Genomic DNA, 16116 nt, shown 5'->3' with positions numbered 1-16116 from the left:
GGAAACCGAGAAGCACACGGTGGGGGAGGAGCGCTCAGCATGAGCACGGGCGGAGTTCGTACGGGCCAGGAAGCCGGGGATCAGCGCGAGGAACTGGTGCGCGCCCGGCTCGCCGGTGCCCGCAGGGGGCGGCGCGCCGCACTGCGGCGGGCGGACCGGGACGGCCCGCTGGCCCTCTCCCACGGCCAGCAGCAGATGTGGTTCCTCAGTCGCCTCGACCCGGACAGCTGGGAGTACAGCGTCCCGGTCGTCCTGCGGCTGCGGGGACCGCTCGACGCGGGCGTGCTGCGCCGCGGCTTCGAGGCGCTGCACTCCCGGCACGAGATCCTGCGCACCCGCTACCGTCTCGACGGCGCGCAGCCGGTCCAACTCATCGACCCGCCCGGTACGTTCGACCTCCCGGTGGACGATCTGACGGAGCTGGCCGACGCGGCGGAGCGGGAGCGGCAGGCACTGAGTCTGGCCGAGGCCGAACCCGGCCGCCCCTTCGACCTGGAGCGGGGCCGGCCGCTGCGCGCCCGGCTGATCCGCCTCGCGGACGACGACCACATCCTGGCCGTGGTGCTGCACCACGTGGCCTGTGACGAATGGTCCGTCGGCCTGCTGCTCGGCGAACTCGCCGCTCTGTACGAGGAGTTCGCGGCAGGCAGGTCCGATCCGCTCCCCCCGATCGACTTCCAGTACGCCGACTATGCGGCCTGGCAGCGCTCCCGCCTCGCCGACGGCACCCTCGACCCCCATCTCGCCTACTGGCGCGAACAGTTGGAGGGCATCACGCCCCTGGAGGTGCCGGCCGACCGGCCCCGCCCGGCTACCCGCAGCTGGGCGGGCGACGCCGTGCCCGTCACCCTCCCCGCCGAGCTCACCGAACGGCTGCGCGCCCTCGGCTCCGCGCACGGCGCCACCCTGTTCACGACCCTGCTCACCGGCTACCAGGCGCTGCTGGCCCGGTACACCGGACGCACCGACATCCCCGTCGGCACCGTCGTGTCCGGGCGCGGCCGCCCCGAACTGGAACAGCTCGTCGGCTACGCCATCAACACCCTGGTGCTACGCGGCCGCTGGCAGGGCGACCCCTCGTTCCGCACCCTGCTCGACAGTGCCCGCGCCACGGTCCTGGACGCCTTCGACCACCAGGAGTATCCCTTCGCCCGGCTGGTCGACGAGCTCCAGCCCGAACGCGACATGTCCCGCACCCCGCTGTGCCAGGTCGCCTTCACCCTGCACCAAGAGCGCACCGCGGCGTTCCGGCTCCCAGGAGTGACCGCCGAACCGCTGCGCGCCACCTCCCGCGTCTCCCGCTTCGACCTCACCCTCCAGCTGGGCGAGCGGGCGGACGGCTCCGTGCACGGCACGCTGGAATACAGCACCGCGCTCTACGACCGCGCCACGGCCGAGCGGCTCGCCCGCCACTACGTGCGCCTGCTGGAGTCCGCCGCCACCGACCCGGATCGCGCCCTGTCGCTGCTCGATCTGCTGGACGACACCGACCTGGCCGTCCTCGCGCCCGTGCCGCGCCTTTTCCCGGCACCGGACCGCTGCGTCCACGAACTCTTCGAGGAGCGGGCCGCCGCCGCCCCGGACGCGACGGCGGTCGTCTTCGGCGGACAGCGGCTCAGCTACGCCGAACTCGACGCCCGCGCCAACCGGCTCGCCCACCATCTGCGCGAACTCGGCGCAGGACCGGGAGAGTTGGTCGCCGTCAGTCTGGACCGGGGCATCGACCTCGTCCCCACCCTGATCGGCGTCCTCAAGTCCGGCGCGGCCTACCTCCCGCTGGACCCCGAACATCCGGCGGAGCGCCTGGCCTACACCCTCAAGGACGCCGGCGCCCGGATCGTCGTCACCTCGGACGCCCACGCCGAGCACCTCGCCGCTGCCCACGACGGCCGCCTGGTGAACCTGGACGGAGAGCGAGACATCGCCGCTCTGGCCGCCGCGCCCACCACCGCCCCCGCCTCCGGCGTCCGCCCCGACGACCTGATCTACACCATCTACACCTCGGGTTCCACCGGCCGCCCCAAGGGCGTCGGCCTCACCCACGCCAATGTGCTGCGCCTGTTCACCGTCACCGAGGAGCACTACGGCTTCGACGAGCACGACGCGTGGACACTCTTCCACTCCTACGCCTTCGACATGTCGGTGTGGGAGCTCTGGGGCGCCCTGCTGTACGGAGGCCGCCTGGTCGTCGTACCCCCGGACACCGCCCGGTCCCCGGAGGACTTCCTGCGCCTGCTCGCCACCGAGCGCGTGACCGTCCTGAACCAGACCCCGTCCGGGTTCCGAGGCCTGGTCGCCCTCGCCGCCGACGGTCACCCGCTGATCGACGAACTCGCCCTGCGCGTCGTCACGTTCGGCGGCGAACGCCTCGACATGCCGGCCCTGCGCCCGTGGGTCGCACGCCGAGGACTCGACCGGACGGCGCTGGTCAACATGTACGGCATCACCGAGACCACCGTACACACCACCTACCATCCGGTCACCGACGCCGACCTCGAGGCCGACCACGGCAATGACGTGGGCGTTCCGCTGCACGACCTCCAGGTGCAACTCCTCGGCACGCACGGCGAATTGGTGCCCGTCGGCGTCCCCGGCGAGATCCATGTCGGCGGCCCCGGTGTCGCCCGCATGTATCTGGGCCGCCCACGGCTCACCGCCGAGCGGTTCGTACCCGACCCGTACGGCCCGCCCGGCTCCCGCCTCTACCGCAGCGGCGACCTCGCGCGCCGACGCCTCGACGGAGGTCTCGACTACCTCGGCCGCATCGACCACCAGGTCAAGATCCGCGGCCACCGCATCGAACTCGGGGAGATCAAGGCCGCGTTGACGGCCCACCCGCTGGTGCGCGACGCGGTCGTCGTCGCTCGCGAGGACACCCCCGGAGACAAGCGGCTCGTCGCCTACGTCGTCCTCGCGGGCGAGGCCGTCGTGGCCCCCAGCGAACTGCGCGCCCTGTTGGCCCGCACGCTGCCCGCCTACATGATCCCCACCGCCTTCCTGGCCCTCGGCAAGATCCCGCTCACCGTCAACGGCAAGCTCGACCAGGCCGCTCTGCCCGCGCCGGACCGGGGCGCGCTCACCGTCGGGCGGACCCAAGTGGCTCCGCGCACGGCCGCCGAGGAGCGGATGACCGAGGTCTGGCGCGAGGTCCTCGGCGTCGGCCGGGTCGGCGTGACGGACAGCTTCTTCGACCTGGGCGGCGACTCGCTTCGCGCCGTCGCCCTGGCGGCCGCGCTGCGCGACGCCGAGTACGACGTGACAGTCCGCGACGTCTTCGCGCACCGCACACCGGCCGAGCTCGTCGAGTTCCTCACCGGACGCCCGGCCCCCGCCCGCCCGGAACCGGGCGTCGCACCCTTCGCCCTCCTCACGGACGAGGACCGCGCGCGCCTGCCGGAGGGCGTCGTCGATGCCTACCCGCTCGCCCAGGTGCAGCTCGGCATGGTCGTGGAGATGCTCGCCGACGACGGCCGCAACCACTACCACAACTCGACCTGCTTCCGGATCCTCGACGAAAAACCCTTCGTCGCCGAGGCACTTCAGCAGGCCGTGCAGGTCGTCATCGGCCGCCACGAGATCCTGCGCACCTCGTTCGCGCTGGACGGGTACTCGGTGCCGCTGCAGTTGGTCCACGACCCGTCGCAGGTCGACTCGCCCGTCCGTACACGAGACTTGACCGCCCTCGACGCCGAAGCGGCCGAACAGTCCCTGCGCGCCTTCATGACCGAGGAACGCGCCGAACTCTTCGACCTGACCCGGCCCCCGCTGATCCGCTTCACCGCGCACACCCGCAACGACGGCAGCTGGTGGCTCACCCTCACCGAGTGCCACGCGGTCCTGGAGGGCTGGAGCCATCACTCCCTCCTGATGGAACTCGTCACCACCTACCGCGCCTTGCGTGACGGGCAGCCGCTCCAGGAGCCCGAACCCGCAGCCGTGCGCTACGCGGACTTCGTGGCGGCCGAGCTGAAATCCCTCGACTCCGGCGAGGACCGCGACTACTGGCGCGGCATCGTCGAGGACCACCCCAAGTTCGTACCGCCCGCCGGATGGGGCGACGACCCGCTCACCACACCCCGTGGCCTGCACCGCGCCTGGGTCCCGTACCACGACCTCGAAGCCGGGCTGCGCGCCCTGGCGAGCGAGGCCCAGGTCCCCATCAAGAGCGTGCTGCACGCCGCCCACCTGAAGGTGATGAGCCGGCTCACCCCCGAGGAGACCTTCCGCACCGGCCTGGTCACCAACGCCCGCCCGGAGGCCGTCGGCGCCGAACGCGTCCACGGCGTCTACCTCAACCCCCTGCCCTTCGCCTTCCGGCGCGGCGCCCGCACCTGGCGCGCACTCGTCCGCCAGGTCTTCGACCAGGAGATCGAGGTCTGGCCGCACCGCCGCTACCCGCTCGGCGCCATGCAACGCGAATTCGGCGTCGGCGAACGCCTCGTGGACGTCCGCTTCAGCTACCAGAACTTCCGCCAGGTCGACCAGGACCTGATCGACTACGCTGCGACCATCGACGACAGCCCCACCGAGTTCCTGCTCGGCGTCTCGACCCGCGCCGGCTTCATGGTGATCACCGCCAACCGGCACGTCATCGGCCGCGCGGGCGTCGACCGGCTCGCTTCCATGTACCGCTCGGTCCTCGAATCCATGGCCGCGGACGCGGACGGCGACGCCGAGCAGGCGGTCCTGCCGGGCGGCGAACGGGAGTTGGTGCTGTCCTCCTGGAACGACACGGCCGCCTCCGTACGTGAGGTGTCGGTGCCGGAGCTGATCGCGGAGCGGGCGGCCGAGTCGCCGGGTGCGGTGGCGGTCGAGGCGGGCGGCGTCCGCCTGACCTTCAGTGAACTGGACGCCCGGGCCAACCGCCTTGCGGGCGTGCTGCGTTCGCGAGGTGTACGCGCCGAGTCGTCGGTGGCCGTGCTGCTGGACCGCTCGGCGGATCTGGTGGTGGCGTTGCTGGCGGTGTGGCGGGCCGGTGCCGGATTCGTGCCGTTGGACCCCGTGCTGCCGAAGGAGCGCATCGCGGGCATGCTGGCGGACGCCGGGGTGTCGGTGGCGGTGACGTCGGCCGAGTATGCGGACCGCTTCACCGTGGATGTCGTACGGGTGGACGAGGATCACCCGGAGGCGGACCTGCTGTCGCTGCCGGTGGACCTGGACTCCCTGGCGTACACGATCTTCACGTCGGGTTCGACGGGGCGGCCGAAGGGTGTGCAGGTCACACATCGCAGTCTCGCGAACCATGTGGACTGGGCTGTAAAGGAGTTGGCGTCCTGTGGTTCGGGCGGTGCTCCGGTGTTCTCGTCGGTGGCGTTCGATCTGGTGGTGCCGAATGTGTGGGCGCCGCTGGCTGCCGGGCAGCGGGTGTGGCTGTTCGACGGTGAGCTGACCGAGCTGGGTCAGGCGCTGGTGGAGGCCGGCCCGTTCTCCTTCCTGAAGCTGACGCCGGGTCATCTCGAGGTGATCGGAGGACAGTTGGGCGACGAGCAGATCAGGGAGATGACCACGCGGATCGTGGTGGCGGGCGAGGCGCTCCCCGGAGCCCTTGTCGAGCGCTGGCGCCGGCTCCTGGGCGATGGCCGTCTGTGGAATGAGTACGGCCCGACCGAGGCGACCGTCGGCACCTGTGTCTTCCCGATCGAGGAGGCCCACGAGGGTGTCGTGCCCATCGGGCGCCCGCTGCCGAACATGACCATGCGCGTGCTGGACGCGCGCCAACTGCCCGTCCCGGTCGGGGTCCTGGGGGAGTTGTATGTCGGCGGCGCCGGCGTGGCGCGCGGCTATGTCGGTGATCCGATACGGACGGCGGAGAGGTTCCTGCCCGACCCGTACGGTGAGCCGGGAGCCCGGATGTATCGCACCGGTGACCTGGTGCGGTGGCGTGCCGACGGTGCAGTGGAGTTCGTCGGCCGTATCGACGATCAGGTGAAGGTGCGCGGCTATCGCATCGAACTCGGCGAGATCCGGGCGGCGTTGACCACTCACCCGGGCGTGTCGGACGCGGCCGTGATCGTCACCGACGACCAGCGCCTGGTGGCTTACGTCGTAGGTGGCGGCGAAGGCTTGCGTGATGCGCTGGCGCCGATGCTGCCCGATTACATGGTGCCGTCCCTCTTCATCGAGCTGGACAGCATCCCGCTGACCGCGAACGGCAAGCTGGACCGGCGCGCCCTGCCGGACCCGGAAGCCACCACCACGGACTCGTACATCGCACCCCGCACCGAGACAGAGGAGAAGATCGCCGCCGTCTGGGGTCAGGTCCTGGGTCTGGACAACGTCGGTGTCGAGGACAACTTCTTCGATCTCGGCGGGCACTCCATCAAGGCGATCGCCCTGGTGGGTGCCCTGCGCGCCGAAGGCTTCGAGGCAGCCGTCGGCGATGTGTTCCGCCACCGGACCGTGGCAGGACTCGCGACGGCGCTCGGCGCGAGTGCCGGTACGCCCGAGGCGGATCCCTCCGTCGTGGCACCCTTCGCCCTGATCTCGCAGGAGGACAGGGCGAGGCTCCCCGAGGGGCTGGCCGACGCCTTCCCGCTGGCCCAGGTGCAGCTCGGCATGCTGGTGGAGATGCTGGCCGACGACGGCCTGAACAAGTACCACAACACCACCACGTTCCGGATCAGGGACGGCCGGGCCTTCGACACCGATGCGCTGGAGCAGGCGGCGCGGGCGCTGGTGAAGCGTCACGAGATGCTGCGGGCGTCGTTCGCGCTGGAGGGCTACTCCGTACCGCTGCAGCTCATCCACCCGAGCGCGGAGATTCCGGTCACCGTGCACGATCTGCGGGGGCAGGACGAGCGGAGCCAGGCGGCCGCTCGTCGCGAGCATGTCGTCGAGGAGCGCGCCGCCACCTTCGACCTGGAGCGCCCGCCCTTGCTGAGGATTTCGGCCCTCGTGGAGTCGGACGAGGCCTGGTGGCTGTCGGTCAGCGTCTGCCACCCCATCACCGAGGGGTGGAGCCACCGTTCGCTGCTCAGCGAGATCGTGGAGGGCTACCTACGGGTGCGGGCCGGCGAGTCGCTGCCCGCGCCCGAGGCGCCCGCCGTGCGGTACGCGGACTTCGTGGCGGCCGAGCGGGCCTCCCTGGATTCGGACGAGGACCGCGGCTACTGGCGTGGTGTCATCGAGGGCCACGCCAAGTTCGAACTGCCCTCCGGATGGAGCGGTGACGAGACGCCCCGCCCGGCGCACACCGTCCGCGTTCCGCTCGCCGACCTCGCGCCGGCGTTGCGCGCCGCCGCGAGCGACACCGGCACCTCGCTGAAGGCCGTGCTGCACGCGGCTCATCTGAAGGTGATGAGCCTGCTCACCCCGGAGGAGGCCTTCCACACCGGCCTCGTCTGCAGCGGTCGCCCGGAGATCCTGGGCGCGGAACGCGTGTACGGCATGTACCTCAACACCGTGCCGTTCGCCTTCCGGCGCGGCGCCCGCACTTGGCGCGAACTAGTCCGCCAGGTCTACGACCAGGAAGCGGCCCTCTGGCCCCACCGCCGCTTCCCGATGCCCGTGATGCAGCGCGAACTGGCCGACGAATCCCGCTTGTTGGACGTCCGCTTCAGCTACCTCGACCTCCAGGACGCCCAGGCCGAGTCCGACATCGTCGACGCCGACTCCGGCATGGGCGAGGGCGCGACCGAGTTCGGCCTCGCCATAGCGGCCCGCGCGAGCGGTCTGCTCCTCACGGCCGATCCCCGCCGCCTCACCCCGGCTGCCGTCGACCGGCTGGCGTCGATGTACCGGGCGGTCCTGGAAGCCATGGTCCAGGACGTGGACGGGGGCGCGGAGTCCACGTATCTGCCCAGTGGTGAGCGGGAGTTGATGCTCTCGTTGTGGAATGACACAGCGACACCGGTACGTGAGGTGCCGGTGCCGGAGCTGATCGCGGAGCGGGCGGCCGAGTCGCCGGGTGCGGTGGCGGTGGAGGCGAAGGGGCTTCGCCTGACGTTCGGCGAGCTGGAGGACCGGGCGAATCGCCTGGCGCAACGCTTGCGCGACACGGGCGTGGGTCCGGAATCCTCCGTGGCGGTGCTGCTGGACCGTTCGGTGGACCTGGTGGTGGCGTTGCTGGCGGTGTGGCGGGCCGGTGCCGGCTATGTGCCTCTTGACCCGGTACTGCCGAGGGAGCGCATCGGGGGCATGCTGGCGGACGCCGGGGTGTCGGTGGCGGTGACGTCGGCCGAGTACGCGGACCGCTTCACCGTGGAGGTCGTACGAGCGGATGGGGACCACCCGGCAGCGGCGGGGCCGCTGGAGCCGGTGGACCTGGACTCCCTGGCGTACACGATCTTCACGTCGGGTTCGACGGGTCGGCCGAAGGGTGTGCAGGTCACACATCGCAGTCTCGCGAACCATGTGGACTGGGCTGTAAAGGAGTTGGCGTCCTGTGGTTCGGGCGGTGCTCCGGTGTTCTCGTCGGTGGCGTTCGATCTGGTGGTGCCGAATGTGTGGGCGCCGCTGGCTGCCGGGCAGCGGGTGTGGCTGTTCGACGGTGAGCTGACCGAGCTGGGTCAGGCGCTGGTGGAGGCCGGCCCGTTCTCCTTCTTGAAGCTGACGCCGGGTCATCTCGAGGTGATCGGCGGCCAGTTGGGCGACGATCAGATCAGGGAGCTGACCACGCGGATCGTGGTGGCGGGTGAGGCGCTTCCCGGAGCCCTTGTCGAGCGCTGGCGCCGGCTGCTCGGCGCCGGACGACTCCTGAACGAGTACGGCCCGACCGAGGCGACCGTCGGCACCTGTGTCTTCCCGGTCCGGGAGGCTCACGAGGGCGTGGTCCCGATCGGACATTCGCTGCCGAACATGACGATGCGCGTGCTGGACGCACGCCGTCAGCTCGTCCCGGTCGGTGTCGTAGGGGAGTTGTACGTCGGCGGCGCCGGCGTGGCGCGCGGCTATGTCGGTGATCCGATACGGACGGCGGAGAGGTTCCTGCCCGACCCGTACGGTGAGCCGGGAGCCCGGATGTATCGCACCGGTGACCTGGTGCGGTGGCGTGCCGACGGTGCGGTGGAGTTCGTCGGCCGTATCGACGATCAGGTGAAGGTGCGCGGCTATCGCATCGAACTCGGCGAGATCCGGGCGGCGTTGACCACTCACCCGGGCGTGTCGGACGCGGCCGTGACCGTCACCGACGACCAGCGCCTGGTGGCCTACATCGTCGGCGGTGACCCGGACGCCCTCGGGGAGTGGCTGAACGGCACGCTCCCCGAATACATGATCCCCTCCGTGTTCGTCGCCCTGGACAGGATCCCGCTGACGGCGAACGGCAAGCTGGACCGGCGTGCCCTGCCGGACGCGGAGGCCACCACCACGGACACGTACGTCGCCCCCCGCTCGGAGACCGAGGAGAGCATCGCCGCGATCTGGGGTCAGGTCCTGGGTCTGGACAAGGTCGGTGTCGAGGACAACTTCTTCGATCTCGGCGGGCACTCCATCAAGGCGATCGCCCTGGTGGGTGCCCTGCGCGTCGAAGGCTTCGAGGCGGCGGTCAGTGATGTGTTCCGCCACCGGACCGTGGCAGGACTCGCGACGGCGCTCGGCGCCGACGGCGGCACGGACGAGGTGGACCGGTCGGCGCCCACGGCCGTGGCACCCTTCGCGCTGGTCTCCGCACGCGTCCGGGACTCCCTGCCCGAGGACGTCGTCGACGCCTACCCCCTCTCGCAGGTCCAGCTCGGCATGGTGCTGGAGATGCTGGCCGACGACGGCCTGAACAAGTACCACAACACGTCGACGTTCCGGATCAAGGACGGACGGCCCTTCGACGAGGACGCGCTGGCCCATGCGGCACGCACGGTCGTGGAGCGGCACGAGATGCTGCGTACCTCCATCGAGCTGGAGGATTTCGAGGTGCCGCTCCAGCTCGTGCACGCGACGGCCGACGCCTCAGTCGTCGTACGGGATCTGCGGGGCAGCTCCGCGGAGGAGTTCGAGGAGGCGCGGCGGGCCCACATCGCACGGGAGCGCGGCGAGCTGTTCGATCTGAAACGGGCGCCGCTGCTGCGGATCTCCGCGCTCGTCGAGTCGGACGAGGCCTGGCACCTCGGGTTCACGCACTGCCACGCCATCACCGAAGGCTGGAGCCAGCAGTCCCTGCTGATGGAGGTGCTGGGGCTGTACCACGCCAATGCGGTGGGGGAGGAGCCGGAGACCCCGCAGCCAGCGCCTGTGCGGTATGCGGACTTCATCGCGGCCGAACTCGCCTCGCTGGACTCCGAGAAGGACCGCGCGTACTGGCGGCGGATCGTCGAACAACACGCTCCGTGGAGCCTGCCGGCGGACTGGGGCACCGGGCTCGGTCTGCCGCGTGAGGACTTCAAGCTCTCGGTGGAGTTCCGCGACATCGAACCCGCGCTGCGGGCGCTGGCCGCGGAGACGGGGACTTCCTTCAAAGCGGTGCTGCTGGCCGCGCATCTGAAGGTGCTGAGCACCCTCACGCACGAAGAGGCCTTCCACACGGGCGTGTTGTACAGCGCGCGGCCCGAAGTGCCAGGCGTCGAGCGGGTGTACGGCATGTACCTCAACACACTGCCGTTCGCCCATCGGCGGGGCGCCCGCACCTGGGGCGAACTCGTCCGACAGGTCTTCGACCGCGAGGCCGAGGTGTACGGGCACCGGCGCCATCCGCTGCCCGCCGTGCAGCGGCTCGCGGGCGGCCGCCGGTTGTTCGACGTCATGTTCCGCTACCAGGACTTCCACCAGGTCGACACCGGCACGGTCGACGTACAGGCGGGAGCGGGCGACAGCTCGAACGAGTTCACGCTGTCCCTCGCCAATGTGCCGGGACGGCTCGTCCTGCGCGCGATCAGCACCGGACTGAGCCGGGCCAACGCCGAACGGCTCGCCGGAATGTACCGGGCCGTGCTGGAGGCCATGGCCGTCGGCCCGGACGGTGACGCGCAGGCGACGGTCGTCCCGGAGGCGGAGCGCACGCAGATCCTCCAGGACTGGAACGACACCGAGGTGGAGTGGGAATGAGCAATCCCCGACCGGGAACGAGCCAACCCCGACAAGGACCGCGCCGCGTCCACGAAGTGTTCGCGGACACCGCCGCCGCCCGCCCGGACGACGTGGCCGTCGAGGCGGCGGACGGGACACTGACGTACGGCGAACTCGACCGCCGGGCCAACCGTGTCGCGCACCGGCTGCGAGCGGCGGGCGTCGGACCCGAATCGGTGGTCGGCGTGCTGCTGCGCCGCCGCCGCGGTCTACTGCCCGTACTGCTCGGCATCTGGAAGGCCGGCGGCTCCCACCTGCCCCTGGACCCGGCGCTGCCGCGCGAGCGGCTCGGCTACATGCTGCGCGCGGCGGGCGCCCGGCTGGTGGTGACGGAGACGGAGCTGGCGCAGCGGATCGCCGGCGACGCCGGGGACGTACCCCTCGATGGCCCCGGCCTCGGCGGGGCACCCCTCGACGGCGGCGTACGCACGCATGCCGATCCGCCGAACGACTACGACGGCGTACTCCTCGATGTGGAACGCGAGCGGGAGGCGATCGCGCGGCAGCCGGACTCCGCGCCGGACCTCGGTGCGCCGGACGGGCTGCAGCACAGTCTCGCGTACACGCTCTTCACCTCCGGATCCACCGGCCGCCCCAAGGGCGTGCAGATCGCGCACCGCTCGCTGCTGAACCTGCTGTTCTCGATGCGGGAGCGATTCGGGGCCGGACCCGAACACATCTGGCTGGCGGCCACCTCGCTGTCGTTCGACATCTCCGCCGCCGAGCTGTACCTGCCCCTGATCACCGGAGGCCGGGTCGTGCTCGCCGGTGACGAGGAGACGGGTGATTCAGGGGCCTTGCTGGGGCTGATCGACGGCCGCGAGGTCACCCATGTCCAGGCCACCCCGGCCGGCTGGAAGCTGCTCAGGGCGGCGGGGTTCGAGCACCGCCCGGTCACCGCGATCACGACCGGCGAAGCGTGCCCGCTCCCCCTCGCCCGGGAGTTGCACGGGCAGGTGGACCGACTCGTCGACCTGTACGGGCCGACGGAGACGACCATCTGGGCCACCGGCTGGGAGGTCGAGCCCGACGTGGACACCGTGCCGATCGGCCGGCCGATCCACAACATGCGGGCCTATGTGCTCGATCCGGCGCTGCAGCCCGTCCCGGTAGGTGTGGTGGGCGAACTGTATCTGGGCGGCGCCGGTGTGGCCCGGGGCTATGTGGGGCGCCCCGCGCTCACGGCCGATCGGTTCCTGCCCGAGCCGTTCGGCGGGGCGCCCGGCTCCCGCATGTACCGGACCGGCGACCTCGCCCGATACCGCGCGGACGGCGAACTGGAGTACCTGGGCCGGGAGGACCACCAGGTCAAGATCCGCGGCTATCGCATCGAACTCGGCGAGATCGAGGAGCGGTTGCTGAGCCGGGAGGGCGTGCGGGACGCCGTCGTCGTGGTCCGTGAGGACGCCGGCGGCGAGAAGTGGCTCGCCGCGTACGTCGCGGTGGACCGCGCTTCGGGCCCTGACCAGGAGGCGTTGCGCGGCGGGCTCGCGGCGGAACTGCCCGCGTACATGGTGCCCGCCGCCTTCGTCCTCCTCGACGAACTGCCGCTCAGCGCGGCCGGAAAGATCGACCGCAAGGCGCTCCCGGCCCCCGGCCGGTCCGCGCTGATCGCCGACCGGGCGTACGTCGCGCCCCGCACGCCGACCGAACAGCTCCTGGCGGACGTCTGTACCGAGGTGCTGGGCGTCCCGGACGTGGGCGTCCGGGACCGGCTGGCCGATCTCGGGGCCGATTCCATGCGGATCGTCCATGTCCTCGCGGCGGCCCGCCGCGCGGGCCTCGGCATCACCCTGCGCATGCTCCTGGACAACGGCACGATCGAGGACCTCGCGAGGGCACTCGACCCAGCGGGAACGACCACACCCACGGGAAAGACGACGACGATGACGACAGTCGCCACCGAACCCCTCTCCGCGGCCGATATCGAACGGGTCATGGCGGAGCACCGGATCCCGGGCGCCGCCATCGCCCTCGTGCGGGACGGCGAACCCGTCGGCGTCCACGCCCACGGAGTCCGCTCCGCCGACACGGGCGCGCCGGTGACCCTGCGCACCCGGTTCCAGGCGGGCTCGATCAGCAAGCACCTCACGGCGTACGCGGCGCTGCGGCTCGTCGACCGCGGCGTCCTCGACCTCGACGCGGACCTGGACGGCCTCCTCATCGGCCGTGCGCTGCCCAGGGCGGCCGGCGGGCGGCCCGTCACGCTGCGCCAGTGCCTGACCAACACCTCGGGCCTCGCGGGCGCCCAGGCCACCTGGTGGCGTCCCGACGAGGCCATGCCGGACCTCTCCCGCATCCTGGACGAGATCCGGGCGGAGCACGAGCCGGGCTCACTGTTCCGCAAGGACGGCGCCCAGTGGGCGGTCGTGGAACAGCTCCTGACCGACATCACAGGGCAGGACTTCGACAAGGCCCTCCAGGAGCTGGTGTTCGAGCCGCTGGGCATGCGGGACAGCGGCTTCGGGGCACCCGGCGCACCGGACGCCGCGGCCGGACACGACCAGCACGGACGTGAACTGTCCGGCGGCCACCGGGTGCGTCCGGTGCGGGCGGGCAGCGGTCTGTGGTCCACGCCCGCCGACCTGGCCGTCTTCGCCGGGGCGCTGCGCCGCGCCCACCAAGGCCTGTCCGAGCTGTTGTCCGCGCGGCTCGCGGGCGTCATGCTCACGGAGGCGTTTCCCGGCAGTTTCTACGGTCTGGGCACGGTGGTCGACGGCACGCCGGGGGAGCCCGAGTTCGGCCACGGCGGACAGACCGCCGGCTTCCGCGCGCTCACCTCGGTGCGGCTGCGGTCCGGTACCGGCTGTGTGGTGATGACGAATTCGGACAACGGCAAGGAGCTCCACCGGGCCGTCGCCGCCGCGCTCGGAAGGATCATCTCCGCCTAGCGCAAGGCACCGGCCAGCCAAAGAAGGCGACGGATAACGCAGGAATAACGGTCCTTCATAGTTTCTCCACCGAGCCAAGTTCCGCAGATGTCAGAACGGGGGGTGCCGAATGGACTTCCAAGTCCTCGGCCCGGTGGAAGCCCGCAAGGGTGGCGAAAGAATCGCACTGTCCGGATCCAAAGTGCACACGGTCCTCGCGAGCCTGCTGCTCGCCCGGGGGCGCGTCGTGTCCGACGAACGGTTGAGCTCCATGCTGTGGGGGTGGGAGCCGCCCGCCACGGCCGGAGCGCAGATCTACACCTACATGTCGCGCCTGCGCAAACTGCTGGGCGACGAAGTCGAGATCGACCGGCGCCCGCCGGGGTACGTCCTGCGGGCGCCGCACAGCACGGTCGACCTCCTGGAGTTCGAGCAGCTGGACCGGGAGGGGCGCACGGCGCTCGGCCGCGGGCGCCATCTGGAGGCCAGCACCCAGCTGAGCCGGGCGCTCGGGCTGTGGCGGGGCGCCGCGCTCGGCAATGTGACGGAGTACCTGGCGGGCGCCGAGCTGGCCCGCCTCGAAGAGCTGCGGCTGCACGCCCTGGAAAGCCGCGTCGAGGCCGATCTGGAGCTCGGCCGGCACGAGCAGCTGACCGCCGAACTGACCGGCCTGGTCGCCGAGTTCCCGCTGCGCGAGAAGCTGCGCGCCCAGCTCATGACGGCCTTCTACCGCTGCGGCCAGCAGGCCGACGCGCTGCACACGTACCACGAGGGCCGCAAAGTGCTCGACGAGCAGCTGGGCATCGAGCCCGGCGAAGCCCTCGGCGCCACCTACCAGGCCGTCCTCGTGGGCAGCCTCGGCACGAAGAAGGGAGCCCCGGCCCGTACGGTGGTCTCCGCGTCGTACGGCGACGGCGATCCGCGCGATCCCTACGAGCCTCGTCCGGCGACACTGCCTCCGGACATCGAGGACTTCATCGGGCGCGAGGAGGAACTGGCCGCGCTGTGCGAGCAGTTGGCCGAATCGCGCAAGGGTGACGGGCCGCGTGCCCTGCTCGTGACCGGCATGGCGGGGGTCGGTAAGACCGCCCTCGCGGTACGGGCCGCGCACCGCAGCGCCGCGCACTTCCCCGACGGCCAGCTCTTCGCCGAACTGGCCCACCCCGACGGCCGCCCCAAGAAGCTGGGGGAGGTCCTGACGGTCCTGCTGCGCGCCCTGGGCGCACCGGTCGACGGCACGGGGCGCACCGCCGACCTCGACGAACTGATCCGCCGCTACCGCACCCGCACGGCGCGCAGGCGGTTGCTCGTGGTCCTCGACGGCGCTGTCGACAGCCGGGAGCTGGACCTGCTGCTGCCGGGGTCCGCCGCGGCCGCCGTCCTGATCACCGGACGGGCGAGGCTGACCCGGGTGGCCCAGGCACGCACCACCGTCCTCACCCCCTTCGAGCGGGACACGTCGTATGAGTTGCTGGCGGCCGGAGTCGGCCGCAGGCGGCTGCTCGCCGAGCCCGACGCCACGAACGAGGTGCTCACCTACTGCGGAGGACTGCCGCTCGCGGTGCGCATAGCGGGCAGCCGACTGGCCGCGCGCTCGCACTGGCCGGTCTCCTGGCTGGCCTCCCGGCTCGCCGATCCCGAGCAGCGGCTGCGCGAACTCTCTTACGGAGGGCTGGAGTTGCGTCGCGCGCTGCTCCCGTCGCTGCGGCAGCTGCCGAGACAGGCCGGGCGTACGCTCGTCCGCCTGGCGGGGATCGGCACGGAGCCGTTCCCCGCCCAGCGCGCTGCCCGGCATCTCGCCGAGCCCGAGTCCGCGGCGGAGGAGAGCCTGGAGCACCTGGTGGACGCGGCGCTGCTCGACATCTGCGGCGTCGACCGCCTCGGCCGTCCGCTGTACCGCTTCCACGAACTGGTGCTGCTCTTCGCCGAATCCCTCGCGAGTGCACATCGCGAACGGGAACGGTCCACCGCGGCGCACTGATGACAGCGTTGCCAACGGCTCCACATCCGGCCTGAATCGGGCCGACACAGGTCCGGCTCCGCAGCAGCGGAGCCGGACCGGTCAGTCGACGGCGGGTACCTCAGTGCCAGTCCTCCTCGTCGGGGCTGACGACCGTCGTGCTGGCCGGGCCGGCGCCGGTGGAGGCGGCGGCCAGGGAACCTGCCGCGCCGAGCGCGCAGAGCGCGATGATCCAGACCATCACTATCTGCCTGGCCGTCGTGCTCCAGATGTTCTGCATTGCGACTCCCG

General features: G+C 71.4%; 4 protein-coding genes. 3 read left to right on the top strand and 1 reads right to left on the bottom strand.

The genetic code is table 11. The features are described 5' to 3' along the window. The first annotated feature begins 39 nt into the window (after positions 1-39). The 3 genes from AB5J53_RS06600 to AB5J53_RS06590 all read left to right on the top strand — a co-directional run bounded on the left by AB5J53_RS06600 (position 40) and on the right by AB5J53_RS06590 (position 15846). Positions 40-10974 carry an amino acid adenylation domain-containing protein gene (locus AB5J53_RS06600; protein WP_369244672.1) on the top strand — a complete coding sequence of 3645 codons (10935 nt, stop codon included), beginning with the start codon at positions 40-42 and terminating at the stop codon, positions 10972-10974. Beyond that, entirely contained in the window at positions 10971-13886 is a 2916-nt protein-coding gene (locus AB5J53_RS06595; protein ID WP_369244671.1) for an amino acid adenylation domain-containing protein, read from the top strand. Before AB5J53_RS06600 ends, AB5J53_RS06595 begins: the two co-directional genes overlap by 4 nt. A 109-nt stretch (positions 13887-13995) precedes the next feature. After that, positions 13996-15846, top strand: a complete 1851-nt coding sequence (locus AB5J53_RS06590; RefSeq protein WP_369244670.1) for a BTAD domain-containing putative transcriptional regulator — start codon at positions 13996-13998, stop codon at positions 15844-15846. Positions 15847-15946: 100 nt separating this feature from the next. Here the strand turns inward: AB5J53_RS06590 and AB5J53_RS06585 are convergent, their stop codons facing one another. Next, positions 15947-16105, bottom strand: coding sequence for a hypothetical protein (locus tag AB5J53_RS06585; RefSeq protein ID WP_369244669.1), 159 nt, complete (start codon positions 16103-16105; stop codon positions 15947-15949). Positions 16106-16116: the final 11 nt, after the last annotated feature.

Source organism: Streptomyces sp. R41 (assembly GCF_041053055.1).
In the GTDB taxonomy this organism is placed as follows: domain Bacteria; phylum Actinomycetota; class Actinomycetes; order Streptomycetales; family Streptomycetaceae; genus Streptomyces.
The sequence above is the reverse complement of the archived record's forward strand: the minus strand, read 5'-3'. Positions and strand labels throughout refer to the sequence as shown.